The organism is Paenibacillus sp. IHB B 3084 (assembly GCF_001447315.1).
In the GTDB taxonomy this organism is placed as follows: domain Bacteria; phylum Bacillota; class Bacilli; order Paenibacillales; family Paenibacillaceae; genus Paenibacillus.
The window spans coordinates 3,475,101-3,501,915 of record NZ_CP013203.1 but is presented as its reverse complement, the minus strand read 5'-3'; the positions used below and the strand labels follow the sequence as shown (position 1 = coordinate 3,501,915).

The 26,815-nt window shown below is 44.0% G+C and carries 29 protein-coding genes and 3 pseudogenes; 6 read left to right on the top strand and 26 right to left on the bottom strand.

Annotation, left to right across the window (positions count from 1 at the left end; translation table 11 throughout):
* Positions 1–226 precede the first annotated feature (226 nt).
* Positions 227–397, bottom strand: coding sequence for a hypothetical protein (locus ASL14_RS27425; RefSeq protein ID WP_023990428.1), 171 nt, complete (start codon positions 395–397; stop codon positions 227–229).
* 19 nt (positions 398–416) lie between these two features.
* On the bottom strand, positions 417–611 hold the full coding sequence (locus ASL14_RS16325; RefSeq protein WP_025723179.1) for an H-type small acid-soluble spore protein: 195 nt from the start codon (positions 609–611) through the stop codon (positions 417–419).
* A gap of 199 nt (positions 612–810) precedes the next feature.
* On the opposite strand from ASL14_RS16325, the gene ASL14_RS16320 reads away from it, so the two are divergent.
* Positions 811–1,998: a macrolide family glycosyltransferase gene (locus ASL14_RS16320; protein WP_134912444.1), complete on the top strand. Its 1,188-nt coding sequence runs from the start codon at positions 811–813 to the stop codon at positions 1,996–1,998.
* A 75-nt stretch (positions 1,999–2,073) separates the two neighbouring features.
* On the opposite strand, the gene ASL14_RS16315 is transcribed toward ASL14_RS16320, so the two are convergent.
* From ASL14_RS16315 to ASL14_RS16290, 7 genes are all read right to left on the bottom strand, one after another.
* Positions 2,074–3,489: a glycoside hydrolase family 32 protein gene (locus ASL14_RS16315; protein WP_134912442.1), complete on the bottom strand. Its 1,416-nt coding sequence runs from the start codon at positions 3,487–3,489 to the stop codon at positions 2,074–2,076.
* Between the two features lie 83 nt (positions 3,490–3,572).
* On the bottom strand, positions 3,573–4,400 hold the full coding sequence (locus ASL14_RS16310; RefSeq protein WP_134912440.1) for a carbohydrate ABC transporter permease: 828 nt from the start codon (positions 4,398–4,400) through the stop codon (positions 3,573–3,575).
* Positions 4,400–5,284, bottom strand: coding sequence for a carbohydrate ABC transporter permease (locus tag ASL14_RS16305; RefSeq protein WP_134912438.1), 885 nt, complete (start codon positions 5,282–5,284; stop codon positions 4,400–4,402). The genes ASL14_RS16310 and ASL14_RS16305 overlap by 1 nt, the downstream gene beginning before the upstream one ends.
* A gap of 59 nt (positions 5,285–5,343) precedes the next feature.
* Positions 5,344–6,669, bottom strand: a complete 1,326-nt coding sequence (locus ASL14_RS16300) for an ABC transporter substrate-binding protein (protein ID WP_134912436.1) — start codon at positions 6,667–6,669, stop codon at positions 5,344–5,346.
* Positions 6,670–6,833: 164 nt separating this feature from the next.
* Positions 6,834–7,811 carry a LacI family DNA-binding transcriptional regulator gene (locus tag ASL14_RS16295; protein ID WP_134912434.1) on the bottom strand — a complete coding sequence of 326 codons (978 nt, stop codon included), beginning with the start codon at positions 7,809–7,811 and terminating at the stop codon, positions 6,834–6,836.
* A gap of 162 nt (positions 7,812–7,973) precedes the next feature.
* Positions 7,974–8,132, bottom strand: coding sequence for a hypothetical protein (locus ASL14_RS27420; RefSeq protein ID WP_189338168.1), 159 nt, complete (start codon positions 8,130–8,132; stop codon positions 7,974–7,976).
* A gap of 281 nt (positions 8,133–8,413) precedes the next feature.
* Positions 8,414–9,766, bottom strand: a complete 1,353-nt coding sequence (locus ASL14_RS16290; RefSeq protein WP_134912432.1) for an alkaline phosphatase — start codon at positions 9,764–9,766, stop codon at positions 8,414–8,416.
* 572 nt (positions 9,767–10,338) lie between these two features.
* Between ASL14_RS16290 and ASL14_RS16285 the strand changes: the two genes are divergently transcribed.
* On the top strand, positions 10,339–10,674 hold the full coding sequence (locus ASL14_RS16285) for a hypothetical protein (RefSeq protein ID WP_134912430.1): 336 nt from the start codon (positions 10,339–10,341) through the stop codon (positions 10,672–10,674).
* 117 nt (positions 10,675–10,791) lie between these two features.
* Here ASL14_RS16285 and ASL14_RS16280 read toward each other — a convergent pair whose 3' ends face one another.
* From ASL14_RS16280 to ASL14_RS16250, 7 genes are all read right to left on the bottom strand, one after another.
* On the bottom strand, positions 10,792–11,223 hold the full coding sequence (locus ASL14_RS16280) for a protein-tyrosine phosphatase family protein (RefSeq protein ID WP_134914559.1): 432 nt from the start codon (positions 11,221–11,223) through the stop codon (positions 10,792–10,794).
* A 21-nt stretch (positions 11,224–11,244) separates the two neighbouring features.
* Positions 11,245–11,526, bottom strand: coding sequence for a HesB/IscA family protein (locus ASL14_RS16275; RefSeq protein ID WP_134912428.1), 282 nt, complete (start codon positions 11,524–11,526; stop codon positions 11,245–11,247).
* A 17-nt stretch (positions 11,527–11,543) separates the two neighbouring features.
* Complete coding sequence (gene arsA / locus ASL14_RS16270; RefSeq protein WP_134912426.1) at positions 11,544–13,325, bottom strand: arsenical pump-driving ATPase; 1,782 nt, start codon at positions 13,323–13,325, stop codon at positions 11,544–11,546.
* 20 nt (positions 13,326–13,345) lie between these two features.
* Positions 13,346–13,705: an arsenite efflux transporter metallochaperone ArsD gene (gene arsD, locus ASL14_RS16265; RefSeq protein ID WP_134912424.1), complete on the bottom strand. Its 360-nt coding sequence runs from the start codon at positions 13,703–13,705 to the stop codon at positions 13,346–13,348.
* 68 nt (positions 13,706–13,773) lie between these two features.
* The gene (gene arsC / locus ASL14_RS16260; protein ID WP_134912422.1) at positions 13,774–14,193 is read right to left on the bottom strand and encodes an arsenate reductase (thioredoxin); all 420 of its coding nucleotides are present in this window, start codon (positions 14,191–14,193) and stop codon (positions 13,774–13,776) included.
* Positions 14,194–14,218: 25 nt separating this feature from the next.
* Positions 14,219–15,508, bottom strand: coding sequence for an arsenic transporter (locus ASL14_RS16255; RefSeq protein WP_134912420.1), 1,290 nt, complete (start codon positions 15,506–15,508; stop codon positions 14,219–14,221).
* A gap of 147 nt (positions 15,509–15,655) precedes the next feature.
* Positions 15,656–16,006 carry an ArsR/SmtB family transcription factor gene (locus tag ASL14_RS16250; RefSeq protein WP_134912418.1) on the bottom strand — a complete coding sequence of 117 codons (351 nt, stop codon included), beginning with the start codon at positions 16,004–16,006 and terminating at the stop codon, positions 15,656–15,658.
* A gap of 131 nt (positions 16,007–16,137) precedes the next feature.
* Between ASL14_RS16250 and ASL14_RS16245 the strand changes: the two genes are divergently transcribed.
* The 4 genes and pseudogenes from ASL14_RS16245 (at position 16,138) to bglS (ending at position 19,183) form a co-directional block, all read left to right on the top strand.
* Positions 16,138–16,587: a MarR family winged helix-turn-helix transcriptional regulator gene (locus ASL14_RS16245; protein ID WP_134912416.1), complete on the top strand. Its 450-nt coding sequence runs from the start codon at positions 16,138–16,140 to the stop codon at positions 16,585–16,587.
* 303 nt (positions 16,588–16,890) lie between these two features.
* Positions 16,891–17,682: an arsenite methyltransferase gene (locus ASL14_RS16240; RefSeq protein ID WP_134912414.1), complete on the top strand. Its 792-nt coding sequence runs from the start codon at positions 16,891–16,893 to the stop codon at positions 17,680–17,682.
* A gap of 25 nt (positions 17,683–17,707) precedes the next feature.
* Positions 17,708–18,046: pseudogene (locus tag ASL14_RS16235) on the top strand (GNAT family N-acetyltransferase); the annotation flags it as partial.
* 423 nt (positions 18,047–18,469) lie between these two features.
* The gene (bglS, locus tag ASL14_RS16230; protein ID WP_134912412.1) at positions 18,470–19,183 is read left to right on the top strand and encodes a beta-glucanase; all 714 of its coding nucleotides are present in this window, start codon (positions 18,470–18,472) and stop codon (positions 19,181–19,183) included.
* 198 nt (positions 19,184–19,381) lie between these two features.
* Here the strand turns inward: bglS and ASL14_RS16220 are convergent, their stop codons facing one another.
* The 10 genes and pseudogenes from ASL14_RS16220 to ASL14_RS16175 form a co-directional block, all read right to left on the bottom strand.
* The gene (locus ASL14_RS16220; protein ID WP_134912410.1) at positions 19,382–19,573 is read right to left on the bottom strand and encodes a hypothetical protein; all 192 of its coding nucleotides are present in this window, start codon (positions 19,571–19,573) and stop codon (positions 19,382–19,384) included.
* A 412-nt stretch (positions 19,574–19,985) separates the two neighbouring features.
* Positions 19,986–20,249 carry a muconolactone Delta-isomerase family protein gene (locus ASL14_RS16215; RefSeq protein ID WP_134912408.1) on the bottom strand — a complete coding sequence of 88 codons (264 nt, stop codon included), beginning with the start codon at positions 20,247–20,249 and terminating at the stop codon, positions 19,986–19,988.
* Positions 20,250–20,263: 14 nt separating this feature from the next.
* Complete coding sequence (locus tag ASL14_RS16210; protein ID WP_134912406.1) at positions 20,264–20,965, bottom strand: SDR family oxidoreductase; 702 nt, start codon at positions 20,963–20,965, stop codon at positions 20,264–20,266.
* Positions 20,966–21,059: 94 nt separating this feature from the next.
* On the bottom strand, positions 21,060–21,800 hold the full coding sequence (locus tag ASL14_RS16205; RefSeq protein ID WP_134912405.1) for an SDR family oxidoreductase: 741 nt from the start codon (positions 21,798–21,800) through the stop codon (positions 21,060–21,062).
* A gap of 130 nt (positions 21,801–21,930) precedes the next feature.
* Positions 21,931–22,164, bottom strand: coding sequence for a hypothetical protein (locus tag ASL14_RS16200; RefSeq protein ID WP_134912403.1), 234 nt, complete (start codon positions 22,162–22,164; stop codon positions 21,931–21,933).
* A gap of 67 nt (positions 22,165–22,231) precedes the next feature.
* Positions 22,232–23,014: pseudogene (locus ASL14_RS16195) on the bottom strand (SDR family NAD(P)-dependent oxidoreductase).
* A 578-nt stretch (positions 23,015–23,592) separates the two neighbouring features.
* The gene (locus ASL14_RS16190; protein WP_134912401.1) at positions 23,593–24,171 is read right to left on the bottom strand and encodes a TetR/AcrR family transcriptional regulator; all 579 of its coding nucleotides are present in this window, start codon (positions 24,169–24,171) and stop codon (positions 23,593–23,595) included.
* 204 nt (positions 24,172–24,375) lie between these two features.
* Positions 24,376–24,750, bottom strand: a complete 375-nt coding sequence (locus tag ASL14_RS16185) for a hypothetical protein (protein ID WP_134912399.1) — start codon at positions 24,748–24,750, stop codon at positions 24,376–24,378.
* Positions 24,750–25,337, bottom strand: coding sequence for a hypothetical protein (locus ASL14_RS16180; protein WP_134912397.1), 588 nt, complete (start codon positions 25,335–25,337; stop codon positions 24,750–24,752). Before ASL14_RS16180 ends, ASL14_RS16185 begins: the two co-directional genes overlap by 1 nt.
* A gap of 481 nt (positions 25,338–25,818) precedes the next feature.
* A pseudogene (locus ASL14_RS16175) lies at positions 25,819–26,657 on the bottom strand (IS4 family transposase).
* Between the last annotated feature and the right edge of the window lie 158 nt (positions 26,658–26,815).

Genomic DNA, 26,815 nt, shown 5'->3' with positions numbered 1-26,815 from the left:
TTTAAGGTCTAAACCTTATACCATTGTGAAAAACAAAAAAATATAAATCTGTTGTTATCATAATACCTAGTAAACCTATATGCAATACTTTTTTTAAAAAAATGTATGATGCTTTCGAAACAATAAAAAGAAGCAGCCCCTTGCAGAGCTGCTAAATCTTTGGTTATCCTTTATGCATCATATAAAAAGCACGCAACAGGTTATCCTGTGCGCGCTCGGTCATTCTCTATTTCTCCTCCAACTCATCCGGTACATCGTATTTATTGATATGTGAGGTTATTGCTGCAACTGCTTCGCTGGCATCCGTCGTGGCCGGCACTTCTCTAACCACATCATCCGTCTGGTCACGAAAATTCAAACGGTCTGCCTCGACTACTTTCTGTTGATTTGGTTTCATTTTTCATATCGCTCCTTTCTTATTCCAGTGCCTGATCTCGTTCCGTTAACGTGTACAAAGGTACTTCCCGTTCCTCTTCTGGATGGTTCAGCGCATAAATGCGTGCCGTCTCACTCTGCTCGTTCACATGCTGAATATAAATGGGTAACCCATCACACAACACATTCGCCATAATGGAAGAGGACGCTATTTCTTGCGCTCTTTGAACATTCACTTAGAAAAAACCTCCCTTGCTAAGTAGAGTTCGCCTTTACTATGCACGAGTTAAATATTTGTTATACACATTTCATGCCAACATGTGTTTCATAATTTTGAAAGGATATCATTTGAAAAAATAAATATTATTGTTATTATGGATTGAGAGATTCAGTGAAAACTGCGATCTTAATTGTAGAGAAAAGGAGTAATGATGAATGTTAAACATATTAATGGTTAACTTTCCGGCAGAAGGACATGTGAACCCTACGATCGGGATGACGCAAGCCTTTGCAGCACGAGGGGACCAAGTACATTACATTACAACTGAGAAATACAAGGACAGACTCGAAGCCGTTGGAGCAACGGTTCACCTGCATACCGATCTGATCAGGACTGGTTCTATTGATTCCGGTACTCCGGCTGGGTTGAGTGCATTTATGAATATTCATATTCAGACTTCGATGGACATATTAGCAATCACTAAGCAACTGTCTGAAAGCACTGATTTTGACTTTGTATTCTATGATAGATTCGGAGCTGGCGAGTTAGTTAGAGACTATTTGAAAATCCCTGGTATTGCTTCATCCCCATCTTTTCTGATTTCACAGAATCGGATGGCTACCAATCTCTTTCGCTCTAATGGAAAAGAGCCATTTCAACTTGATGAACAGGCCACGACCTCACTACATCTCATAAAAGAAAGATTCGGTGTTGCTCCCAAAGATATGGTTCAATTTATGAACAATACAGGGGCTCTAAACGTTGTATACACCAGCAGATATTTCCAACCGGACGCGGACCGTCTTGGTGAGGAGAACCTTTTTATCGGTCCCAGCTTTCCTGAGCGCAAAGGAGAACATTCTTTTCCTTTGGATGTATTACAAAATGACAAGGTTTTGTATATTTCAATGGGAACCATTTTGGATCATATTGAAGACTTTTTTAACACTTGTATTGAAGCATTTTCCGATTTTGAAGGCATCGTCGTGATTGCGGCAGGCGAGAAAGCTGACTTTACGAAAATCAATCCAGCCCCAGAGCACTTTATCATCTCTCCCTATGTTCCTCAATTGGAGGTATTACGTCATTCAGATGTATTTATTACTCATGGTGGAATGAACAGTGTAAATGAAGGAATTCACTTTAATGTGCCCTTGGTCGTTCTGCCTCAGGACAAGGATCAGCCCATGGTCGCTCAGCGGTTAACAGAACTTCAAGCTGGCTATCGAATAACCAAAGACCAAATCAATGTCCAATCGTTAAGAGGTGCCGTAGATGAGGTAATGTCGAACGCGGCGTATAAAGAGGGCGTACAAAAAATAAATGATAGCTTCCAGCAATCTGGCGGTACAGAAGAAGCCCTCGCAAAAATTGATGCCTATCTTCAAAATAAGCTTGTGTAAATCACACGATCACAATCCTACAAAAAAACAGGAGCCCTGACCATCAATGGTCGGGTTCCTGTTTGTCATGCATTTCTATGTGGATATATCCCACTTCTGAAACGAAGCAATCGTACACTTTCCGCTCGCGAACGCTCGAATGCCCGTAGATTCCACTCCCGGATACACTCTTCCTGTGAGGATGTATTCACCGTCGCCGATGAATATTTCCACCGAGCTTTTATCGACAAAAACCCGAAGCTCCAGACGGCCCTCGTGTAAATCCAAAGGCACTCTTCTCTCTCCGCCCGGGCCTATACCGGCACGTTCTCGGTTGAAACGGAACAGACCGTCATCGGGACGGTACGACAGTACAGTCTCCTCTTCGCTACCCACCCGCAGTTTCAAACCGAATTCATCGGTGTTACTGGACTCAAACTCAAATACGACCTTCAGTTCGTAGCTATCTCCGCGCGTGTCCATCATCTGCTCACCTGTCAGTAAGATATCCCGCTGCTCGAACAGATTGCATCGGTAATTCTTTACCTCTTCAAGCGGACGGAACAGCAGCCTGGCGCCGTCGATAACCGCTTCCCGCGGAAGACTCATCGCACCAGCCCAATGGTGCCCCTGCTGGGTCGGCATCTCCGACTCCCACATATCCATCCATCCGATGACGATACGCCGCCCTTTATCATCCAAGGTTGACTGCGGGGCATAGAAATCGAATCCGTGATCCACCTGAGCATACCGTTCTGCCGTAAATGTTCCGGCCGCAGAATTGAAATCACCAATACCGTACATGGTGGAATGCAGATTGTGGTAAGCTTCCCCCTGGGCAGGCATCCGCTGCGGGGACAGCATAAATACGTGCCGACCGCCGAGCGGGAACAGATCGGGGCACTCCCAATTATCGCCGAAGCGTCCGTCACTCACGGCTAGTACATTGACATACGTCCAGCTTTTCAGGTCTTCAGAACGATAAAGCAGTACAAGTCCGTTCCCTTTGGCATCATTAGAACCGAGAACGGCGTAATATTGATCTTCGTGCCTGAACACCTTAGGGTCACGGAAGTCTTTACGGCTGACCGTGTCTGGTACGGCGTCATAACCGATGACCGGGTTGCCCTCCCACTTTTCGAACGTTACTCCGTCTTCTGATACTGCGATTCCCTGCGACTGCTTGTAATCCTGATCTTTGTCAGGCCCGGTTACAACATGTCCGGTATACATCAGGACAAGCTTCCCGTCCTGCTCAATCGCACTGCCGGAGAAGCAGCCATCCTGGTCGAACTCACCGTCCGGTGCCAAAGCGATCGGCAGATAATCCCACTTCATAAGATCGCGGCTGACTGCATGTCCCCAGTGCATCGGTCCCCATACTGATTTATACGGGTAATGTTGATAGAACAAGTGATACTGCCCGTTATATTGAATGAAGCCGTTCGGATCATTCATCCAGCCGAATTCAGCCATTAAATGGTAGTGCAGCCGATAATCCGGCCGAAGCATATGCTTCGATTGGGAGATAAATTGATCTGCACACTCTCTCGTATACGCTCTAGTTTGTTTGATAAAGCATCCTTCCCCTGCAGTTATTTAATCGAACCTTGCATAACACCCTGAATAATATATTTCTGGGCGAACAGATAGATGATAATGATCGGAAATATCGTCAGTACCAAACTTGCCATTAACGGACCGTAATCCACTGTATAGGTTCCATAAAAGTTATACGTGGACAACGGAAGTGTCCTTTGCTCCGGATCAACCAGAATGAGGGAAGGTAGCAGAAAATCATTCCAGACCCACAGCACATTGAGAATGGAAATGGTGGCTGTCGTGGGCATCAGTACCGGAAACACGATTCGGAAGAATGTCTGAATCCGCGTGCAGCCGTCAATCAGCGCCGCTTCCTCCAGTTCCTTCGGAATGCTCTTCACGAATCCATGATAAATGAAGACGGCCAGCGAGCTTCCAAAACCGATGTACATGTAAATCAGCGACCACTTGCTGTTCAGAAGATCAAGTGAGCCGTAAATTTTCACCAATGGAATCATGATGGCCTGAAACGGAATGATCATGGAAGCAACCATCAGCATAAACGTATATTGGTTGAACTTGGTGTTGTTTCTGACAAAATAATGAGCCGTCATCGCCGCGAACAGTGAGATAAAGAAGACACTTAACACCGTTATGACCAATGAGTTGGTGAAGGCATCGATGTAATTCATTTTATCGAACGCATTCATATAATTGACCATATTGAAGCTCTCTGGAAGCGATAACGGGTTCGAGGTGATGGCCTTGTTTTCCTTGAACGAATTGATCAGCAGAAAAACGAACGGTACGATGAACAATATGAGCACGACTGTCAGCACAATGAATTTGATCACGGAGGAAGCGGCTTTTTTGCTTGTCATTACGCCTCCACCTCCAACTTCTTACTAAAATAAACCTGGAGCAGGGTGATGAGAGCAACCATCAGGAACAGCACGAATGCTTCCGCCTGCCCCACACCATAATCACGGGAAAGGAATGCCTTTTCATACACATGCATCGACACCATTTGAGTACTGCTGAACGGGCCGCCTTTCGTGAGCGCGAGGTTCACGTCATAGACCATAAATCCGCGCTGCAGGGACAAGAATATACATACGATGAAAGAAGGAACCATCAAGGGCAGCACCATTTTCCGCAGTCTGATCCAGCTGTTCGCCCCATCAATGCTTGCGGCCTCCATAATATCATTCGGCACACCGCTCAATCCCGCGATGTAAATGACCATCATGTAACCCACGTTCTGCCACACGGTTACAATCACGAGTGCCCAGAACGCTTTGTCGGGATCAGCCAGCCAAGTCGTGCTGAGCGACTGAATGCCGGCATGTTGTCCCAAATAGACAAGCACGTTGTTGAAGATGAACTGCCAGATAAAACCGAGTACAATGCCGCCGACAAGGTTGGGCAGGAAAAATCCCGCCCGGAAAATTTTCTGTCCCTTTAAACCTTTTATCAGCACATACGCCAGCATAAAAGCGACGACATTGATAAGAATAACGGTATAAAACACATACTCGAGCGTCAAGCCGAACGATTTCCAAAACTCATTATCCCGAAAAACGGCCAGGTAGTTTTGGACGCCAACCAGCGATAGTGTCGTGGAAATACCATCCCAGTTTGTGAACGTCAGATAGATGCCGTACAAAAATGGAATGATCATTACCGTTATGAAGGCAAACAAGGTTGGTCCGGTAAACAGCAGCCGTGACCGCAACCGGTTCCATACTCCTTTTTCCGCAATCATGATGATCCCTCTCTTTATTCCGGATTTCTCTCTCTATTCCGGGTTATTTGAAAATAACCTTATTTTGCTGTTTTCCAGTAGTCTTCGATTTCTTTGGCCAGTGTTGCGCGGTCGCCCTGTTTCGCCAGATATTTTTGCATGGAAGATCCTGTCTTGGACCAGTGATCGGCAGGCAGCATGCTCATCGACTGCTCTGACTTGCCTTTTGCGATATAATCCTGGATGGACTTGCCAAGCGGATCGGCCGCAGGCAGTGTAATATTTTTGAACGCCGGGATGATGTTTGCTTGGTTCACGAGGAAATCCTGGCCTTTCTCTTCATAGACGATCCAGTTCAGGAACTTCTTCGCCGCCTCTTGCTGTTCTGGAGTAGCCTTCTCCTTGTCAATAACAATGCGCTTGGATACAGCAGACGAAATCTCCTGATTGCCGTAGTCATCGGCATTGTTGCTGATTGGTACAGGCAGAAAACCATATTCTTTGTTAGCGGTATCAAAACTGTTGATTTGCGGCCATGCCCAGTTGCCCATGAACCAAATGCCAACTTCACCTTTGCCGAGCAGTTCCGGTCCGCGTTCATAAGTTCCTGCTAGCGGAGAAGCCTGATCGATATTGTATTTCATCATGACGTCGAATGTATCCATAAGTCCGTTAAATACAGGATTATTAGCCAAGTCCGCCTGGCCCGCTTTTAGTGACGCCATGAATTTGTCCACTTCAGCCATGTCTTTGTTCTGGCCTGCATAAGCAAGAGGCAAATAATGAGCGCCCAGGGACCAGTCCATTGATGAAATCACCAGTGCTTTCTTTCCGGATGTCTCGATTTGCTGAAACAGTTTTTCAAGGTCATTTCGGGTTTTAATTGTGGTGGGATCAAAGCTTCCGCCCACCGCTTTATCTACAACGGCTTTGTTGTAAATGAATCCGTAGCCTTCAACAGCCAGTGGAAACGCGTAATTTTTACCATCAAATGTCGTAGCAGTGGTAGCGTTTTCAACAGTGTCCGCATTCCACTTTTCCCCGCTTAGATCGAGGATACGGTCCTTAAATTTCTCAACATCACCTGTATCTAGCATGATCATGGTCGGCGGGTTTCCTGATGCATACAATGCAGAGGCACGCTCAAAAGGAGATCCACCAGTCGGAACCGGCTGGATTTCAACAGTAATGCCCGGATTGTCTTTCTGGAACGCCTTCGCGGCTTCCTCCAGCTGTGGAAGGATTTCGCCTTTGGAGTTCAAAAGCGTAATTTTCACATTTTTCGAATCCCCTGATCCCCCTCCAGAAGCCGAATTACCTTCTCCTCCGGAGCCACTGCATGCAGACACCACCATAACCAAAAGAAGCAGCATTACCATCCATTGAACTCTTTTGAATTTCCTCATTGTTGTCATCCCCTTATTTATATAATGGCTCTGAACACTTAAATAAAACGCTTACAAACGGATTATATGTTAAAGGTTTAACTTGTGTCAATCGTTTGACATGTTGAATTTTTAACATGTACTAAAAAAAATCTGTTCCCCTTGTTAGAGGAACAGATTTTCATTCAGGTCGTTGCACGCTCAATTAGTTCAACAGGCAGCAGATTGACAGGTTGTACCTGCTCCCCTTCCGCCTGCCTGCGGATCAGCTCGACCGCCAGTCTGCCGATGTCTGCAATCGGCTGTCTTACCGATGTAAGTTCCGGCGTCAGCCAGGAAGCAACGCTTACATCATCGAAGCCTACAATGCGCACATTCTCTGGCACATGCCTTCCAGCGCGAATATATTCTTTCAGCGCAAAAGCCGCAATAATATCACTTGTTGCGAACACTCCATCCACATCCGGATGTTCATGAACGAGTTTTGAAATGATTCGCTCGTACTCCTTCTGATCGAACACATTCAAGTCTGTTTGAACGATCACATGCTGGACACCATCCCTGCCCACGACATCCCGGAATGCTTTGGTCCGCTCATTGGACAGCATGTTCAGCTCCAGATTTCCGCATATATGCGCAATTTTCTGGCAGCCTTTGCGAATGAGCAGCTCCGTAGCCAGCTCGCCTCCGCGATAATTATCCGAGGATATGTAAGGAATATACGGGTCAATCTGCCTATCAAACGTCACGATCGGTGAATTCAAATGTCGGTACTCTTCTACTTCTAATGTATGGCTACCCATAATGATGCCATCCACCCGGTTCCGCTTCAACATATCGATATACACTTTTTCCTTCACGGGATCCATATGGGAATTGCACAGCAGGACCTTGCAGTTTTGCTGATAGGCATAGAACTCGACCTGATTGGCAAGCTCACTGAAGAAAGGATGCGAGACATCGGGAATAATCAGGCCAATAATATTAGACTGCTTGCGCAATAGAGATCGTGCTATTTCATTCGGTTGATAATTAAGTTCCTCCATTGCGTCGAACACTTTTTTGCGTGTAGTTTCGCTGATATATCCCCGGTTATTCATTACACGGGATACTGTAGTGACCGACACACCGGCTTTTAACGCTACATCGTGAATTGTCGCCATATTAACCTCTTCCCGCACAAAATAAATACATACAAACTATACTCTCTCCTCACCATTTCGACAACCTTACATAACGGCGGGTCTTCAAAATGGCTGTAAATGTTAGGTGACTGAACTTTCGAATCCCAAATTAGAGGTTAAAATTGCTCTACAATCTTCAATTTAAAAACTGATACACTGTTTTTTGAGCACAACAAATAGCTTTATACGTGCCTCAGCTTGTGCAAGCTTCTTCTCCATCGACTGCTCTGCTGCGGGCCTTCCCGTGCTGCCTTTTCCTCGTTGCTCTTCCAGAAGACCTGCTTCACCTTGAGAAGCCAAGGTTTTCCTCCAACGTTTTAAGCATCTATTCGGATTCTCCCGTCCGATCATATCTAAGTTGAATCCTGCCTCGCTGAAGATGTCCGCAGGAGTTTTCCCCTCCTGATAGGCCTTTAGAGCTGCCAGCTCGGTAGACCAACGGTTCCCAATTTTGTATCCCCAACCTTTCAGTATATCGATTATAAACGCAAAGAGACCCGAGAGAAGTCACTTTTTTTTCAAAGTGTCCATCTTTCGGGTCACAGTTTATGAATCCAAATACCCCTTTTTTCTTTTGTTATTTATTTGCTTTTTTTCAGAATGTCAAAAATGTTCTTTGCATTATCTGTATTATCGATAAGTCCCGTAAACAATTCTTTCCCTGGCCCGTAAGCATAGACCGGCACATCTTCTCCAGTATGACCACCTGTTGTCCAGCCAGCAAATGAACGAGTGTTGAAGATGGCTTCAATGGCATTATCGATTTTAACTTCGTCCTTTGTAGCAGAAGCAGTTTTGACCGATTGAACTTCACTTTCTGTAAGATCTAAGGAGATATATTTCTTAAGTGTATCTTCAACACTTGCGCCAGCAACAATTTCTTTAGCCATAAAATCTGGTGTGCGCGTTGCTGCTTTAATTGGTGCTACATTAAAGTTATATTCTCCATTTGCACCGACCGAAAATCCGCCGGTAGAATGATCAGCAGTTGCAACTACTAATGTATTGCCGTCTTTCTTGGCAAAGTCGATCGCTGCTTTAAATGCTTTTTCAAAATCCGCCATTTCACTCATGGAAGCAACCACGTCGTTGTCATGACCTGCCCAGTCAATTTGGCTTCCTTCAATCATCAGGAAGAAACCATTATCATTTTTATTTAATCGACTGATTGCAGCATTAGTCATATCTTCTAAAGAAGGCGTTTCTTTGGCACGATCGATTGCTTTATCTAGTCCACCTTCGGCAAATAGACCGAGAATTTGATCGTTTTTATTGTTCAGCAATCCTTCCCGATCAGTGACATAACCGTAACCGGCTTTCTTGAACTCTTCAGTTAAGTTTCGGTCTTTACGCACAAAATTGCTTAGTCCACCACCAAGCAGGACATCCACCTTGTGCTTTCCATTAATTTTTTCATCAAAGTAATCATCAGCAATAGCGTTCATGTTTTTACGGCTAACATCATGTGCGCCAAATGCTGCAGGAGTAGCATGAGTGATCTCAGATGTTGCAACTAAGCCGGTAGATTTCCCGTTTTCCTTCGCTTGCTCTAATACCGTTTTGACATCAGTTTTATCGTTATCAACGGCAATGGCAGCATTGTATGTTTTAACACCGGCAGACATTGCTGTGGCAGCTGAAGCGGAGTCTGTTATATTTTGAGCCTCATCTTCCGGATACGTCGTTTGAGCACCTACAAGATACTGATCAAACTCTGTTTTTTCCATCAGGGGGGTTGCCGGGTTATCTTGCATATACCGATAGGCAGAAATATATGATGGACCCATGCCATCACCAATTAAAAAAATTACATTTTTAATTTTTTTTGTGTCTGAAGCTGCTTGTGCAGAAGCTCCTCCTGACACAACGGCAGTAACTGCGATTGATGACACCATAACGATAGGTAATATTTTTTTGAAAAGATTGCCAAACATAAAGTACCCCCTATTATTTATTCTGAGATTACCGATGATAATCGGCTAACACATAGATAATATTAGTATTCGTATATGAAGGGAGAGATAGTTTTATGTAATCAAAATGTAAAGAGGAAGAAATAAGTTGTTGGTCGAATATAGCAAAGCTTGTTTGGATAAAATGATGTACTTAATCCTCTTTTACCTTATATCCAAGGAAATAGACTAGCCAGGAGTCATCGCTTTTACACCTTCAAATTATTCCATTAGCAGGTACCCTCGTATGTGACACCCACAATATCATGCTTATATCTGAATGCCCTGTATGTGGAGAAGTACTGGCAAAAAGTACGGAGAGTTCCCAAAATCCCTTCTTTTTTTGCTCCTCTGGACATTCCCTAGAATGCGTTATTCCTAACAATAATAAGGTGTTTTTAACGATTGCATATGAAAATCGTTTGTACTGGATGAAAAAGTGAATTTTGATGCCATAGAAATGAAAGGAAAATTGAAGGAAATATTACTGTATAAAGAACATAATTCACATGTCATCAAAGGATATATCTTCTCTATAAAGGAGGATCTTCCGATTGTACTATTCAATCGTTCATAACAGTAGATACTGTGTGGTGTTAAGAGATGGGGTCGCTGAAGCATTAATCATGGAGCTTCCAACTGAAGCACTTGCGGACGAAGTCGTTTTTCAACTCCAAATGGCGTGGTACGATGGAGAGTCTTGGGGAAAGGATAAGATGAAAAAACAACTTGATCCGGATGGTGGCTATCATTTCAAAGTCAGTAACGCCATTAAAGACGTTAAAAATATGAGTCAAAGTGAGCGGAAACAACATCATGACGAAATGGAAGAACAACATAGATCGCAGCAAAAGGAAGTCAGACAACAAGTATTACGTTTGAAGAGATAATTCCCTATTTGGTCTGTCATTAAATTTCGAATGCTAAAAATAGCATAATCCATGCTTCTTGAAAGAAAATAAGGACAATCTCCCATAGGAAATTGTCCCTTTACTGTATAGATTAAATTACTTGGATGGATAAAAACCTTTCAACACATCACGCATCTCTTGCTTGATATTGATATCCGGACGTTTTTCTTTGGCCAAGGCTTCCGCCTCTTCCACTGTGGTAGCCAAACCCAGCTCAAGCAACACTCCAGTTGCTACGGTTCCTGTACGATTCCGTCCACCGGCGCAATGGAAATACACGGTCTTCCCGCTGTTCACCGCTTCTTTAACAGCCTGAATAGCGGCTTGCACAGAAGCCTCCTGGCCAGTCTCATCTTCCACAATCGGATAGTGATGACGCGTTACCTTTGCCGGAAATCCTTCTGCCTCTGTGCCGTTATCTCTCAGATCAAAAACATCTGAGATCTCTTGCTCTTGAAGTGCTTGGAGCAATGCACTCTCTCCACCAATATATACTTTGTTCTCTACAAGCGTATGATAATTCGCCATCATCGTTGTCCTCCTATCGGCTTAACAGCAGCTGCTGCCGCCACTCATCGTTAGTCCAGCACCTTGCTCATCTTGAATGTATCCAAGGGTAAGTCCACTAACCTGGTCAGCCACCTGCGGGTCAACCGCCACCTCGACCTCATTGACTAGACTTACCGCATCGTTCTCTTGTGGCTTCTCAAGGGACAACTGGTAGCTGGGCCCACAGCAGCCTGCTCCGGCATATCCAATACGCAAGGTAGATACTCCAGCTTCCTTCATCATCTTTTCAATAAACTCTCTCGCTTCATCGGTAATTGTCATTTTAGTACCTCCGGTATCTATTCCAAATTTGCTTCTCCGAGGGCTTTGAGCTGTTCATATCCTGTAATCTCATGGGGTACCCAGGGAATAATAACGGCATGTGCATCTGACATGTGGTTCACGCGGTTAATCCATTCCAGCTCCGCTTGGGCCCGTCCGTTCAGGACTGGATCTGTCGTTCCAGCAGCCGCGAAGCTTTGATTGATCGTCCACCACTTGACTGGAATCCCTGCCCGGTCCAGATCGCTCTCCAACCGTGACGCTTCATGCACTGGCGTTGCCTCCGCCAGCGTTACAATAACGACACTCGTCTCCTTGGGATCACGCAGCCGGGGCAGCAGATGCTGCACAGAGGCCGGAATGACACCGGAAGAACGGGAGATTTCCTTGTGATACTCCTCTGTCGCATCCAGCAGTAACAGTGTGTGTCCGGTCGGAGCCGTATCAATCACTACGATCTCCTCTTCGGCGCGTTCTACTAGATCAGCAAATGCCCGAAATACCGCAATTTCTTCTGTGCAAGGTGAACGTAAATCCTCTTCCAGGAAGGCTATCCCTTCCTCATCCAAGGCATCCGCATTATTGCTCATCACCTGAGCTTGATATCTCTCCAGTTCCAGCTTCGGATCTACCCGGCTAAGCGAGATCCGTCCAGTGGCTTCACCGAGAACATACTCCAAATGAGCGGCCGGATCTGTCGTGCTCAGGTGGACACGGTGTCCCCGTCCAGCCAGTCCAACCGCAATGGCGGATGCGACCGTAGACTTCCCTACGCCCCCTTTACCCATGGTGAAGATGACCCGAATGTTATTTGCCTCCAGATCCTGAATTAAGGTGTCAAGTGGGGGCATGGTAAGTTTCTGATCTGCGGAAGCCGTAGCGGCAACAGCCGTACCTGAAGGGGATGATTGGAAAAACTCGCGCAAATGCTCAATCCCGGTCACGTTAAACGGAGCAAGAGGGATGGAATAGCTCGGAAGCTCTTGTAGTTCTTTTGGCATTTGCTCTAGCGCCTGCGCCTGCCTGTTAAAGAAAGCTACTGCTACCCTATCTTCATCGGAATAGTCGGTCAATACGCCGTTAATGACGAGCAGTTGATTCGCAATCCCCGTTCCTCTGAGTTCCGATGATGCACGTCCTGCTTCCACTAAAGGAGAGGCTTCCGGACGGGTGACCAAAATAAGTGTGGTCTGTTCTCCATCTGACAGCGTTTGAACCGCCTCTCCATACAAAACCTGCTTGGACTCCAAACCGGCCAGCGGCCCAAGGCAAGAGGCGCCGTGAGTGCTCTCCTCCAGGAACCCGCTCCAGGCCGAAGGCAATTGAAGCAGACGCAGCGTATGACCCGTAGGTGCGGTATCGAACAGGATATGATCGTACTTCACTCTTATTTCTTTGTTTGTCAGCAAAGAGGTGAATTCGTCAAAGGCAGCAATTTCCACCGTACAGGCACCAGATAGCTGCTCCTCCATGGTTTGAATAACTGCATCCGGCAGAACGCCCCGGTAAGGATTGACAACCTTCGCCTTATATTCTGCCGCAGCGGTTTCAGGGTCCAGATTGGCTACATCCAGATTAGGCACTCCCTCAATGGAGACTGGATGATTGGAAAGCTTCATATCAAAAACGTCCTGCAAATTGGAGGCAGGGTCGGTGCTCACAAGCAGGACACGTTTGCCGGAGTCAGCCAGTGCTACTGCCGCTGCGCAAGCTGTTGACGTCTTGCCGACACCCCCCTTTCCTGTAAAGAATAGATAAGGTGTACGCAAGATCGTATGTGGATCGAACGGGATAGACATATTAGCCCTTCTTTCCGTTATTATAATTTCGTCTTTATCTCCAGGCGTATCCGGGGCTTGGCAGTCAGTTCAGAAACAGCGATTCCTGTCCACTGCTCCCATTCTTCATTGGTAGGATAGCTTTGCTTCTTAACCACTTGTCCGTCTACAACAATAACAGGTAGGACCTCCGGTCCTTCATCGGTCAATAATTGTCTGACTATGACGTTTGATACAAAGGCATCTGGCTCACTGGCCAGATTATATCTAGATACGCTCACTTCTTGCTTTTGCAAGTTATGAACGATTGAGGACGTGCGAATTAATTCAGGATCAACACCGGGCCCACATACGCCTGAGGAGCAACACATAGCTGGATCATAGATCTCGATGGATTTCATACATAAGATCTCCTTCCTTACACTCTTTTTAGAAACTAAGCCGGGATGGCTCCCGGCTGGACATTCTATTATTCGCCGGTTTCCGCAAATTGTTTAATGCGTTCTCCCACCTGATTACGAACCCACTGGAAGACGGCCCACTTTTCTTCTTCCGTTCCCTCTGCTTTGGCCGGATCATCAAATCCCCAATGCTCACGGCGAACTTGTGGAGGTGTGATGGGACATTTATCAGCCGCATCCCCGCACAAAGTCACAACCAAATCGGCGTTGTTCAGCAGGACTGGATCAATGATATCTGAAGTTTGAGCTGAAATATCGATGCCTACTTCATTCATTGCTTGTACCGCTTTAGGATTAAGGCCATGTGCTTCAATGCCCGCACTGTATACATTCCAACGGTCTCCCAAGTGTTTTTTGGCCCAGCCTTCTGCCATTTGACTGCGGCAAGAATTACCGGTGCACAAAAAGTAAATTGTCTTTTTTTCCATGATAAACGTCTCCTTTAATGTTCAATTATGAAATGATTAACCACAGATATAAGCCCAGCAGGGTAATAAAAAGTGTAGGAATCGTTAAAACAATGCCTGTTTTAAAATAAGCTCCCCAAGAAATTTTCACGCCTTTTGAGCTAAGCACATGCAGCCACAACAATGTAGCTAATGAACCAATCGGGGTTATTTTCGGTCCCAAATCCGATCCAATTACATTAGCGTAAATCAGCGCCTCTTTGATGATACCGGTTGTATGGGTGGCATCTATAGCAAGCGCATCAATCATGACCGTAGGCATGTTATTCATCACCGACGAGATAACAGCCGCGATAAAACCCATGCCCATGGTGGCCACAAACATACCTTGATCGGCAGCCGCTTGAATGACATGAGCAAGCAGATCCGTCAATCCGGCATTACGCAGACCATACACCACAACATACATTCCAATGGAGAAAAATACGATGGCCCATGGAGCGCCTTTAATGACTTCTTTCATCGGTACCGCAGGGCTTCTTCTCGCCATTAGCAAGAAAAAGACGGCAATGATCCCGGCTACCACCGAAACGGGAATGCTAAAAAATTCGCATGCAAAGTAACCAACCAACAGCACCGCGAGAACGATCCAAGACATGCGGAACATTTTTGGATCTTTAATCGCTTCTGCAGGTGTTATTAATTGTGCAGCATCAAATGTTTTGGGAATCCTTTTGCGAAAAAAGAGATACAGTACCACGATACTAGCCGCTAAGGAAAATAAATTAGGTACAATCATGCGACTCGCATATTCCATAAAGGTGATCCCAAAAAAATCGGCTGATACAATATTCACCAGGTTGCTGACTACAAGTGGAAGCGACGTCGTGTCCGCAATAAATCCGCTCGCTATGATGAAAGGGAAAACCATTTTCTCATCAAATTTCAGTGCCCGAACCATCGCTAGAACAATCGGTGTCAAAATTAAGGCCGCTCCGTCATTCGCAAAAAAAGCAGCCACAACGGCGCCAAGAATGCTCACGTAAACAAACATCCGGGTCCCGCTTCCCCGCGCAGCTCGTGCCATATGAAGCGCCGCCCATTCGAAGAAGCCGATTTTATCAAGCACCAACGAAATCAGAATGATAGCCACAAAAGCCAGTGTCGCATTCCAGACAATCTGAGTGACTTCCCAAACATCATGCAAATCGACGACACCCACCAGTAGAGCAAGTACGGCTCCACCGCAGGCTGACCAGCCTATAGACAGATTTTTAGGCTGCCAGATGACCAGCACTAAAGTCGCTAAGAATATAATGCATGCCAACAAAACCAATGTTCAAAACCTCCATTACCCATTGATATCTCTAGTCCTCCATCTTCTCGTTCTGCTAATCCCTCCCCTTTTTTACCCATCACCTTATAAACATATACTTATATAAAGGAAACATTTATCCCCGCAAGGAGATAAACTGAACAACCTTTAGGAGGAGCAAGCTGGGGAATCCGGTCCACAAGATGCTATGGGCTCCTCTTTATTCATCCATTTTAATATTTGCTTAGAATCTGGCATACACTCAAGCACAGCTTGAATATGGGGCTTGTCATCTACGTTTAAAGAATAGTATACCCACTGACTTCGTCTTTCTTCTTTTACGATCCCTTGCGACTTTAATTTTCTCAAATGTTGGCTGATGGCTGGCTGTGACATATCGAAGATGTCCACGAATTCGCAAACACACCATTCTCTTTCTCTTAGCAGGGAAAGCATGGCCAAGCGGGTTTTATCCCCCAGAAGCTTTAAATGATCGGCTACATAACCAAGCTGCTCCAATGTGTAACCCCCTTTCACTCATATAACTGTATGCTTATATACTAATTTAGCTCCATTCTAAAATCAAGTATGCATATTACTTGCAATTTGCAAATTTATAATGTATAACTAAGGCATGAGGTGAAACATACATGGAAAATACACGAGAGTTATTTCAAAACATGACACGCCGTTTTGGCTTACTGAACAAAAACTGTTGTACCGTGGGTGGACACGATATTTCACCAGTTCAAAGCCATATACTTTATGAAATTGACCGTCAGCATAAACCTTCCATGCAGCAAATTGCTGAAACCCTTGGAACAGATATCACTACATTCAGTAGACAGGTTCAGAGCTTGACCAAGATGAATTTGGTTGAGAAAACGCCGGACCCTAGCGATCGTAGAGTCTATACCCTGTCCCTCACCGTGGAAGGTAAATATGTAGCAACCACCATTGATGCACAAATGAATGAATACTTAAACGAAGTTTTTTCGTATTTGACTGATTTTGAAAAAGATACCGTGATTCGATCTGTGAAACTTTTTAACGATGCCATGGCCCAATCCAGCAAATGTTGTTTTCCGGTAACTGGATAATACTCTCCTTTGATACTTGCGATTTACAAATTTTAATCCAAATAAATGGAGGTTTTTAGAAATTTTAGAAAACATTTATGTTGCGGAATACTTGATGAAAGCTCGCAAATTGGAAAAACAGCACCGATCTCAATCCGTATGGAAATGGTCAAATTCTAATCCTAAAAAAGGTCGTCGGTTGTCTTTTGACTTTTTTCTTCCCAAGCCAGTGCAAACCTCTATCTGCTGCGCGCCTTGCTGCTAACTTAAACATAAGAGCTGTTCAATCCACCTTTCCAATCCAAATTAAAGGAGTGTTTTGATATGAATAAACTGACAAATGATCAAATCCGCCAAAATGTACGGAACCACTACCAACAGATTGCTGTTAAGGAAGTCAATCCCCCCGTAGCAGGCAGCTGCTGTGGATCTCCGTCAGATGCGGATAGCCTCTCATCGCAAATGGGTTATTCGACTAAGGAGTTAACAGCTGTGCCTCAAGGAGCAAATCTCGGACTTGGCTGTGGTAACCCGCAAGCTATTGCAGAACTGAAAGCAGGAGAAGTTGTTCTCGATCTAGGCAGCGGCGGCGGATTCGATTGTTTTTTGGCTTCTCGCCAAGTAGGGGACAACGGCAAGGTCATCGGAGTCGATATGACGCCGGATATGATCAGCCGCGCCCGCAATAACGCAGTCAAAGGGAATTTCACAAACACCGACTTTCGTCTAGGTGAAATCGAGCATCTACCGGTAGCGGATGGTACAGTAAATGTTATTATTTCCAACTGCGTGATTAACCTTTCACCGGATAAACAGCAGGTGTTCAATGAAGCCTATCGTGTTTTGCAGTCTGGCAGCAGATTAGCGATTTCCGATATCATTACAACCACAGAACTTCCTCCTGAAATAAAAAACGATCTAAATGAGTTGTATTCCGGCTGTATTTCCGGCGCCTCCTCATTGGAAGAAGTAAAATCCATGCTGCAGCAAAGTGGATTTACGAGTATTAGCATCGAACCTAAAGATGAATCCAAATCATTCATCAAGGATTGGGTGCCTGAAGCAAACGTGGATGATTATATTGTTTCCGCAGTTATAAAAGCCAAGAAAGCCTAATGTGCTTATGAGCGGGGGGATCAGTATGCCAATATTAAACGTTCGAACAGCAACCTCAGAAGATTTAAACCGTATTTTGGACATTTACAATCAAGGGATTGAAGATCGGATAGCTACACTGGAGGTGGAAGCCAAGGACTTCGACTACATGACTGACTGGTTTAAAGTACATCAAAGTCGTTATACTGTTTTGGTCGCAGAATCGGATGGGGTCGTGGTTGGCTGGGCTTCTTTAAATCGTTATTCTCATCGTTGTGCTTATGATGGCATTGCGGACCTTTCGATTTACGTAGACAGAACCTTCCGCAGTAAAGGCGTTCGTAGTACGCTTCATTCGGAATTAGAGAAAGAGGCCAAGAAAAACAAGGGGTTATGAACGGCCAATATATAGACGTAATGATTATGGAATAATTGCTCTAAACCATAAAGATAGCAAGCCCCCCTTAAAAAGGTCTTGCTATCTTTTCTTTAATCACCCTTCTTTGATTCAACTTCCATAGCATGATGATGAAGCGCGGCGGAATCATGGTGCTGGCGCTCTAGTTATCGGCGTGAGTAGCGGCCCAGCGGTGCATTTTTAAACCACAACTTGATAAAATTTAGGTTTTTTTTAATTATGTTTCGAGCGTTAAGTTTGCTATAGTGTACGCCTCATTTCCAGGCTACAATGAAGATACCAAATATGGAAGCGTTTTATATTTTTTCGGTAAGCCGGTCAATACTTGAAATAATGTATCATTGTCAGCCGTTTCTTTCATGTTTGGTCAATCTTTTATGGAGGTGTAAAATGAAGAAGAAATCTTGGTTCACTTTAATGGTCACGGGCATTGTCTCTCTGTTTTTTTCGGTAAGCGTTTATGCGGGGAATGTTTTTTGGGAACCACTTAATGGTTTCAATTCGGGTGCATGGCAAAAGGCGGACGGATATTCCAATGGGAACATGTTTAATTGCACTTGGCGTGCCAATAATGTCAATTTTACGAACGATGGCAAAATGAAGCTTGGCTTAACGAGTTCTGCGTACAATAAATTTGACTGCGGAGAGTATCGATCGACGAACACTTACAGATACGGCTTATACGAGGTCAGTATGAAGCCTGCTAAAAATACAGGGATCGTATCTTCCTTTTTTACGTATACGGGACCTACTGATGGCACGCAATGGGATGAAATAGATATTGAATTTTTAGGTAAAGACACGACAAAAGTGCAATTCAACTATTATACAAACGGGGTCGGTGGTCACGAGAAGATTGTTGATCTGGGCTTTGATGCATCAAGAGGCTTTCACACCTATGCATTCGATTGGCAGTCAGGATACATTAAGTGGTATGTTGACGGGGTTCTAAAGCATACGGCAACTACGAACATACCGAGCACGCCAGGCAAGATTATGATGAATTTATGGAATGGCACTGGTGTTGACGACTGGCTAGGTCCGTATAACGGAGCGAATCCGCTATACGCCGAATACGATTGGGTAAAATACACGAGCAATTAGCCCGTAGTACAAAAGCAGCCCTGTAGTGGCTGCTTTTTTTGATGATGCATTGATTCAGATATGTTCCGGCCATGAAGAAAATCGCTGGAAGTCTATTCAAAGCTGGTGATCACCGATGCGCAGCTTGAATATAATCAGGTATTTAATAAATCCCCAGTTTAACCCATACGTTTGCGGGTGGTGTCAGTGAAGCTGGTACTACCCCGTATAATCCAGAAACAATTGTTGTTCCACTTTTATTTTCTCATGATATGCATATCGGGTAGCACCTATTTTGTACATCAAATGAAAATATTCTTTGCTCATAGGTAGGCTGGTTTTTAAACTGTTCGGAGTCTGCATAGAGCGATCCAGATTGAGGAATTGTTGAAGCACATCGTTACGAGCCATAGCGGTGAACACTCGAATTTTGACCTGTCTTGATGTGTTTCAGTAAACGACGCTATTTTCAATGAGTAATTGGCTTTTTAAGTTCTTTTTCTATCCAATAGTAGGTAGTATCCAAAATCTCACTCATGTCATCAAAGCATATATCTTCTCTATTAAGGAGTTCCTTGAATTTTGCTTCATTTCTTTCCAAATCCCGGCACCTGCGATGAAACGGCTAATGATGATGGACTAGGCTGCACCTGACAATTCCAGCTTTGGAAAACCATGCGCTCCGAAAATCAGAACATAGTTGAGCGCCAAAGGAAGCACAATCATGCCAATTGCAATTTGCATAGGCCCCTTCGTATTCCTGTACTGCGCAGAATGGCTCTCGCAATCAAATAAAGAACAACCGCAACAGCGCTCCCGCCCACTAACGCTTATCGTCGACTAGCGCGGTGTATTCTACTGCCATAAATTTATAAAACGGCAATGACTCCACAGCAACTCGGACCTCTTCTAAGCTGTCTCCAATACAAATGGACCAATGCTCGTCCATTGTGTGGGAAAGGTAAAAGGATTTGATTAGCCCCTGTTCCACTAATTCAGCAAATCGTGCTTGTTCCGCTGGTAACAGTTCCACAATTTCTTTCTCAGTAGTCGTTGGTTTGATTTTGACATGAACGAGAAAACGCATGTACACTCCTCCTTTTATTCAAACAATTGTGGGTACAGGGAAGAAATTCCTGCAGAGAGGCCCTGTTGTACATTTCGACTTGTATCATCAGCAACAATCTCGTAGAGATCGGATTCGATTCCATCGATCGCGATTTTAGCGATGTCCTTCGGAGATGTCTTAGGTGCTTGGATGCCAGCTGTCATATCGGTGTCCATGAACGCTACGTGCAATCCGGCAAGCTTAATGTTCTTAGGGGCTAAATCTAAACGTAATGCGTTTGTTATTCCCCATTGAGCGGATTTTGCAGCTGAATACGCGCCTGAGTTACCGATATTGATCCAAGATAATGCGGACAGGATATTCAGTATCGAACCTCCTCCATTTTTTTCAATAACGGGTGCAAAAGTGCGAATCATTGAAAGTGTGCCGAAAACATGAGTGTCGAATTCCAAATGAATATCGTCTAGCTCACCTGTGAGGAGAGAAGCGCCAGTGGCGGAACCTGCATTGTTGATTAGAAGGGTTGCATCACCAGCAACCTCAGCCGCAGCCATGACGGATTTCGGATCTGTAATATCGAGCTGCAGTGGAATAGCACCCGACAGATCAATTGTTTCCGGGTTTCTCGCTCCAGCGTACACTTTAGCTCCCCTAGCTAGAAGTTCAAGAGCCAGCTCCTTGCCTAAACCTCGATTAGAACCACTGACAATAGCAACTTGTTTAGAAATATTCATTTTTTACCACTCCCTTTTTTTGTAATTATTGTTCTTAAATTGGTATGCATCCATCCATTTTATCATCTACAGGGTGCTTTATCATAAAAGCGAATTACTGACCAGACGTCATATCGTTAACTTGGTTCACAAGAACGCTTTCGTTCGGGCCCGGATTATTACGATACATTTTTGCTGACTCCACCAGAACCTCATCCGTATCTGTACCAAGTACATTCATCGTTTCTTCAATGAATGCTGCAAGTGGCATCGCATTCGGATCATAATTGATCATTTGCGTTTGAACCAATGGCGGCGCAATTTCCAGTACTTTCACCGAGGTGTCTTTCAGGATGTAGCGCTGGGTCAGTGTATAGGAATGAAGCGCTGCTTTCGTCGCAGAATATATAGCCCCCTGTGCCACCGGTACGAATCCGAGTATCGAAGTCGTATTGATAATATAAGCTTCTTCTTTGGATTTCAAATGACCCTGTAGCGCAGCCGCCATACGAATCGGACCAAGCAGGTTTGTGGTGACTGTCTGAACCAAAATTTCTTCGTCAACCAACCCCGACGGATCTTCAGGCGTATAAATACCAGCGTTGTTAAACAATACATTAAGATCTGGGTATTCTTCAATTAACTGCTGGGCGACTGAATTTACGCTTGCAGGGTCCTGTATATTCAGCTCCACTGCAGACATGCCAGGATTCGCTTGGATGGTCTCCTCCAGACGCTCTTTACTCCGTCCTGAGATGATAACCTTGTTTCCAAGTTTGTGTAATGTCTCAGCTAATCCCCGTCCAATTCCCGAACCGCCGCCTGTAATAAAAATCGTGTTTCCTGTTAATTTCATTTTAAATCTTCCTTAGTTTATAACTTATCTATTGCTTTCTCTTTTGAACCCTAGTTCTTGCCTTTAGCCTTCGTAAACTCTGAACCTGAATTTGTAAGGATGATTTGAGAACTATGATTCTTATGGAACATTATTTGCTTTTAGCTAACCAATCTACGGCTTCTTCCATAGAATCAAAGTTTTCAGTGGCGTAGCTTCCTGTAAGCTCTGAATCAAGTCGTTTTAAAAAGGATCTAGCAACTGCCTTTTCTGGCGTAATTAATGCCATATATTTCAATCCAGCTTCTTCTGCCTTTGGAAACCAAACTTCAGAGAACCATTGCTTATCCGCTCCTGATATTGCTGAGAAAAATATTGGATGCACCTTAACGGACTATTGGTACATTGTTGTCATATGTTAGGGATTGTCCAATCTATTCTATTAACTAGAATCAACGATCTACATGCTCTGTACGTGCTCTGATTTGACCTGTCATCATTTTTCGAGGTAAAAACCGCGGTAGGGATGTAATGAAACGATGAATTGCTCCTGGAATGATGAGTGTCTTGCCACGCAAGAAATCGCGATATGCCTCATCTGCCACCACTCCGACTTCCATAACACCGCTTTGGTACAGCTTGGAAGATCCCACGTCTGAACGATCGACGAAACCAGTTGCCGTTGGGCCAGGACATAGAGCCGTCACAGTCACACCCGTTCCGGTCAGTTCATTCTCCAGCGCCTCTGTGAATGAAAGAACGTATGCCTTCGTGGCGAAGTACACTGCCATTAGCGGTCAGGGGTAAAAAGCTGCTACAGAAGCCACATTCATTACGCCCCCTTGGCGCCGCTTAACCATATCCGGCAAGAACAACTTCGTCATAATCGTTAAAGCCTTGATATTGACATCAATCATATTCATTTCTTGTTCCAAATCTGTTTCCAAGAATGACCCATATAAGCCAAAGCCCGCATTATTGACCAGATAGTCGACGGCGATTCCTTCCTTTTTAAGCTCGGCAGAGATTTCTTCGGCCACGCCAGGTGACGTCACATCATTTGCGAACACCTTTACGTGAACACCGTATTTTTCTCGATATCCTTTTGCCAATTCTATAAGCTTAGCCTCGCTTCTTGCCACGAGGACCATGTTATGACCATCTTTGGCAAAGCGATCCGCCAACTCTTTTCCAATTCCACCCGAAGCACCAGTAATAAGTACAGTTTTTTTCATCTAGTATCCACCTCAATTAATTATTGTAAGTTTGTGACCTGATCACTATTTAGTGTGATGTACTACTATTAAATAGGGAGCTTAACTTAGGCAAAGGCATTACCGCGCAATTGGGAACGTTCATTCTATTAAATGCAAAAAAACGTTGACTATATGACATCGTTTTATTTTACCAACCAAGGTTCTACAAATTCTTTGCTTCTAGCCATAAAACTCACTCCCAAAACTAAGGTAACACAATGTAAAGTATTTTTGTTTTTTTATATGCTACATTTCTGAGAACCATTTCAACCTAAAGAAGCCTTAAGGAAGAAAAACAAAAAGCAGCTGACCTTAACTGCCAGCTGCTTTCTTGTCTCTTTTATCTATCGATATTGCACACCAGCCATATCAATGATTATAAATTTGTACAAACATATAACTGGCAAACTTACATCGTGCTGATATCAATGACAAATCGATACTTCACGTGTGTAGGCTTAGTCAAGACTACTTCCTAATCTCCCCCGACTGTTTCCCCTCATTCTAAAAAGCGATTTGGGAATGATGATTCTATTATATGCAAAAAAATCAATGCATCAATTTTCTAAAAGTTCCATCGATACATTGACTATCCGGTTTAGTTTTTCTTTATCCGTCGAAGTTCTTGCCATTGCTCTTATGCCAACGGAGATATTGTGCAGGTATTCTGCCATTTTCTTGGCATCGTGATTAGAGGAGAATTCTCCATCCCGCTGTCCCCAAAGAATAATTTGCTCGAACATCTGCTCTGCTACCGTAAACAGTTCAATTGACCTGGTATCCACATCAGTATCACGTGCGGCCAGCTCCACCGCTGAATTCACGATTAAGCAACCAGATGGCATATCCTCTGATTCGCTGATCATAAAACCAAAAATTTTATGCAGTGCTTCCACTGCAGTTTTGGACGTTTTTACTTCTGCGAGCAATGTGGCGTTAACTTTGCTGCAGTATCGATCCATAGCCTGCAGAAACAGCGAATGTTTGTCATCGAATGTATCATATATACTTCTGCGATGAATTCCCATATGCTCGACTAGGTCACTCATCGATGTCTTCTCGTAACCTTGTTCCCAAAAGATCTTCATTGCTTTATCCAATACTTCGTTCACTTCAAACTCTTTACTTCTAGCCATATAAATTCCCTCCCAAAATTAATGTAACACATCAAGGAACGATCAGTAAATAAAATAACTTCGATAATCGTACATGTAATCCAACTATGGATTTGGTGAAGTTGTATAATCTCTTTAGCCCCCTAGTGAACTTGGACACTAAGAGTGTATATGCACTACACTACTAGTGATAAGGGGCTGAGGAAATGACACGAAATAAACATTCTATAATAGTTTATTAATTCTCTTTTTTTGTTCGAATGATAGCTTGATTTTACTTAATTCTTTAAATAGTGAACTTATGGAAGGTAGATTACTATTCCAGCCTCCTGATTCTAATACTGAAAAAAACGTTTCGGCATAATACCAAAAGTCTTCTCCAAGAGCTTCACGTTTCCTTTTTATCTCTTGATACCCTGGAACTAAACATACTTCGGTTTGGACATCTTTGTACTCTAATTCAGCAGATTTATAGATTGATTTTCCGCAAATAGTTAAAAGGTAGCTCAATTTATCTAAGTTTGGTTTCGCTAAATTCTTTTTCCCATTAAGTTGACCCTTGTGAACATAGTCCTTAAGTGAATCAATTATATCCACCATTAAACCGATAAACTCTTCCTTCTGATCTTCCTTAAATTTTTTACTCTCTCAATTAAATTGTCATAATAAACTGACAATTGGCTCTCGTTCGAGATATTTGAGACAAGTGTATTTATAAGTAACGAAAGATGTGATACGCAACAATTAGCAATAATTTTCCTGATTATATACCTTTTATAAGGATAACTATTTGAAGGTGTAATTAAATATTCAAACTCACTCATTTTTAAGTTCTGAAGCCAATTTTCAAAATTCTCTTTTGTTGCCAAGGCTAAAGAATTTATAACAGTTTGAACTCTTCTGTCATCTAGTGAATTCAAACTATCTATTATTGGTTTAATATTAGTAGGTAATGGAACAAAGTAATCACCCCCTTCATCATATTCTTCGTAATCGAGTTCAGTTCCGTTAACGTCTTCTTTTCTAATTGTTGATTCTTCCTCTTCAATGTTATAAACCAGTTTACCAATTGCAGGTACAGGTATTATATCCTCTTCGTCTGTAATCGTTCTAATTTTATAAATTCCATTATCGTGCTTTATTACTTTTATTTGTTGTTCTAAGGCTTCCAAGGTATCTAGTGTCACGGGAGCCGCACAGTCTTCGTGCCATCATACGATATTAAAAAACCTAATGAGGTGAGCCTATTGTTCGTTCAATTAACCGTGAGTGAGATAATGATCTGAAAACAAAAAAACTGGCACAAAAATCTCGATGGATAAGCCTTGAAAAAACAGCATCATTTTATGATAAATCTAAATGGGATTTATGCAGGAAATGCAGGATATAAAGAGAGTCTTAAAAATCTCAATTCAGCTTATTCGACCCCTTTTACAAAATAAAAAAACTACCAAGCAGATTTGGGTGGTAGTTTTATCCAGTAGTTATTCCAATGCCTTAGATATTCTCACTAGCGTTGCATAAAACATTGACAGACAATTCAGATAATTAGCATCTACCATGAGAACCAAAAGGTCGAGCAGCCACTAAAGGTAGCCCTGTCCATTTGAAAATTTATGTATATTTACTTGGCTTTTGCGTCAGACAACGCCCTTCGGGCCGGCTCAGTTACGTGGGTTCTAACCGCTTTCGTCCTGCCGACTTGCGGCTCGGTTTTCGCTTCATACGCCCGATCCACTGCGCATAGGGCTTCCAAATCAGAGCCTTCAGCCACCGCTGGATTTGCAGGAGGGAGTGCTCTACGTTCGCGTCCAGTTTGGCCAGCATAAGCAGGCAAAAAGCGATGAGTGTCAGCCAAACCTGGTTGTGCACGGCCTGTTTGCTTGTTCCATAGAAATGCTTAATCTTCAGGTGCTGCTTCATCCATTTGAAGAAGGTCTCAATGGCCCAGCGGCTGCGGTACATCTCACTGATTTCATCGCAAGACAGATCGAAACGGTTGGTGAGCAGAATGAGAAAATTGCCCTGTGAATCGGTTGTTTCCATCATGCGAAGCTTGTGCTTCATCCGCTTTTGCGTGGAACCTACCAGCACCCATTCATCCATGGTGACCTTGCTGTCCTCTGGAATTTCAAGCGATTGGAGCGGTTCGATCACCGCGTTCTCCTTCAAGCGAGTCACGAAGTATATCCCGTCCGAGCAATAACGATCGAATGCTTTGTAGTCCACGTAACCGCGGTCAACACATAGGTGATTCCGGCATCTTCGATAAGGTCATCCATCTGTGTCCGGTCATTTTTCTTGGCTGTCGTAATGGTTGCCTTCTCTGGCAGGACCTCATGAGCATCTGCAAAAGCAAGGCGGAGGTGAAGCTTTATACCAGCCTTGATCTTGCGAAAGTCGGCCCACTTGTACCTCCGCAAGCAAAGAGCAACGGTGGTAGAGTCGATAATCCGGAGTGCTTTGCGGTCTGCTATCGAACAGCCATGCCTAGACAAAATCTGCATAGCCAGCCGCTCGAAAACCTGCTGGAGCAGGTCCTGATCCACCTGATTATGCTTGCGGCATAATTGTGCCGGTGAGATCGATTCCAAGCCTAGCATTCCTGTTGAAATTCCTTACTCAGAACGTCGTCGGCTATCTCTCTCAGCCCTTCCTGCGGCCT

Bases quoted from the DNA above. Each gene is read 5' to 3' on its own strand.
- ASL14_RS27425 (WP_023990428.1), bottom strand. From the start codon at position 397: ATGAAACCAAATCAACAGAAAGTAGTCGAGGCAGACCGTTTGAATTTT.
- ASL14_RS16320 (WP_134912444.1), top strand. From the start codon at position 811: ATGTTAAACATATTAATGGTTAACTTTCCGGCAGAAGGACATGTGAAC.
- ASL14_RS16315 (WP_134912442.1), bottom strand. From the start codon at position 3,489: ATGCTTCGGCCGGATTATCGGCTGCACTACCATTTAATGGCTGAATTC.
- ASL14_RS16310 (WP_134912440.1), bottom strand. From the start codon at position 4,400: ATGACAAGCAAAAAAGCCGCTTCCTCCGTGATCAAATTCATTGTGCTG.
- ASL14_RS16305 (WP_134912438.1), bottom strand. From the start codon at position 5,284: ATGATTGCGGAAAAAGGAGTATGGAACCGGTTGCGGTCACGGCTGCTG.
- ASL14_RS16300 (WP_134912436.1), bottom strand. From the start codon at position 6,669: ATGAGGAAATTCAAAAGAGTTCAATGGATGGTAATGCTGCTTCTTTTG.
- ASL14_RS16295 (WP_134912434.1), bottom strand. From the start codon at position 7,811: ATGGCGACAATTCACGATGTAGCGTTAAAAGCCGGTGTGTCGGTCACT.
- ASL14_RS16290 (WP_134912432.1), bottom strand. From the start codon at position 9,766: ATGTTTGGCAATCTTTTCAAAAAAATATTACCTATCGTTATGGTGTCA.
- ASL14_RS16280 (WP_134914559.1), bottom strand. From the start codon at position 11,223: ATGGCGAATTATCATACGCTTGTAGAGAACAAAGTATATATTGGTGGA.
- ASL14_RS16275 (WP_134912428.1), bottom strand. From the start codon at position 11,526: ATGACAATTACCGATGAAGCGAGAGAGTTTATTGAAAAGATGATGAAG.
- arsA (WP_134912426.1), bottom strand. From the start codon at position 13,325: ATGTCTATCCCGTTCGATCCACATACGATCTTGCGTACACCTTATCTA.
- arsD (WP_134912424.1), bottom strand. From the start codon at position 13,705: ATGAAATCCATCGAGATCTATGATCCAGCTATGTGTTGCTCCTCAGGC.
- arsC (WP_134912422.1), bottom strand. From the start codon at position 14,193: ATGGAAAAAAAGACAATTTACTTTTTGTGCACCGGTAATTCTTGCCGC.
- ASL14_RS16245 (WP_134912416.1), top strand. From the start codon at position 16,138: ATGGAAAATACACGAGAGTTATTTCAAAACATGACACGCCGTTTTGGC.
- ASL14_RS16240 (WP_134912414.1), top strand. From the start codon at position 16,891: ATGAATAAACTGACAAATGATCAAATCCGCCAAAATGTACGGAACCAC.
- bglS (WP_134912412.1), top strand. From the start codon at position 18,470: ATGAAGAAGAAATCTTGGTTCACTTTAATGGTCACGGGCATTGTCTCT.
- ASL14_RS16220 (WP_134912410.1), bottom strand. From the start codon at position 19,573: ATGGCTCGTAACGATGTGCTTCAACAATTCCTCAATCTGGATCGCTCT.
- ASL14_RS16215 (WP_134912408.1), bottom strand. From the start codon at position 20,249: ATGCGTTTTCTCGTTCATGTCAAAATCAAACCAACGACTACTGAGAAA.
- ASL14_RS16210 (WP_134912406.1), bottom strand. From the start codon at position 20,965: ATGAATATTTCTAAACAAGTTGCTATTGTCAGTGGTTCTAATCGAGGT.
- ASL14_RS16205 (WP_134912405.1), bottom strand. From the start codon at position 21,800: ATGAAATTAACAGGAAACACGATTTTTATTACAGGCGGCGGTTCGGGA.
- ASL14_RS16190 (WP_134912401.1), bottom strand. From the start codon at position 24,171: ATGGCTAGAAGTAAAGAGTTTGAAGTGAACGAAGTATTGGATAAAGCA.
- ASL14_RS16185 (WP_134912399.1), bottom strand. From the start codon at position 24,750: ATGGTGGATATAATTGATTCACTTAAGGACTATGTTCACAAGGGTCAA.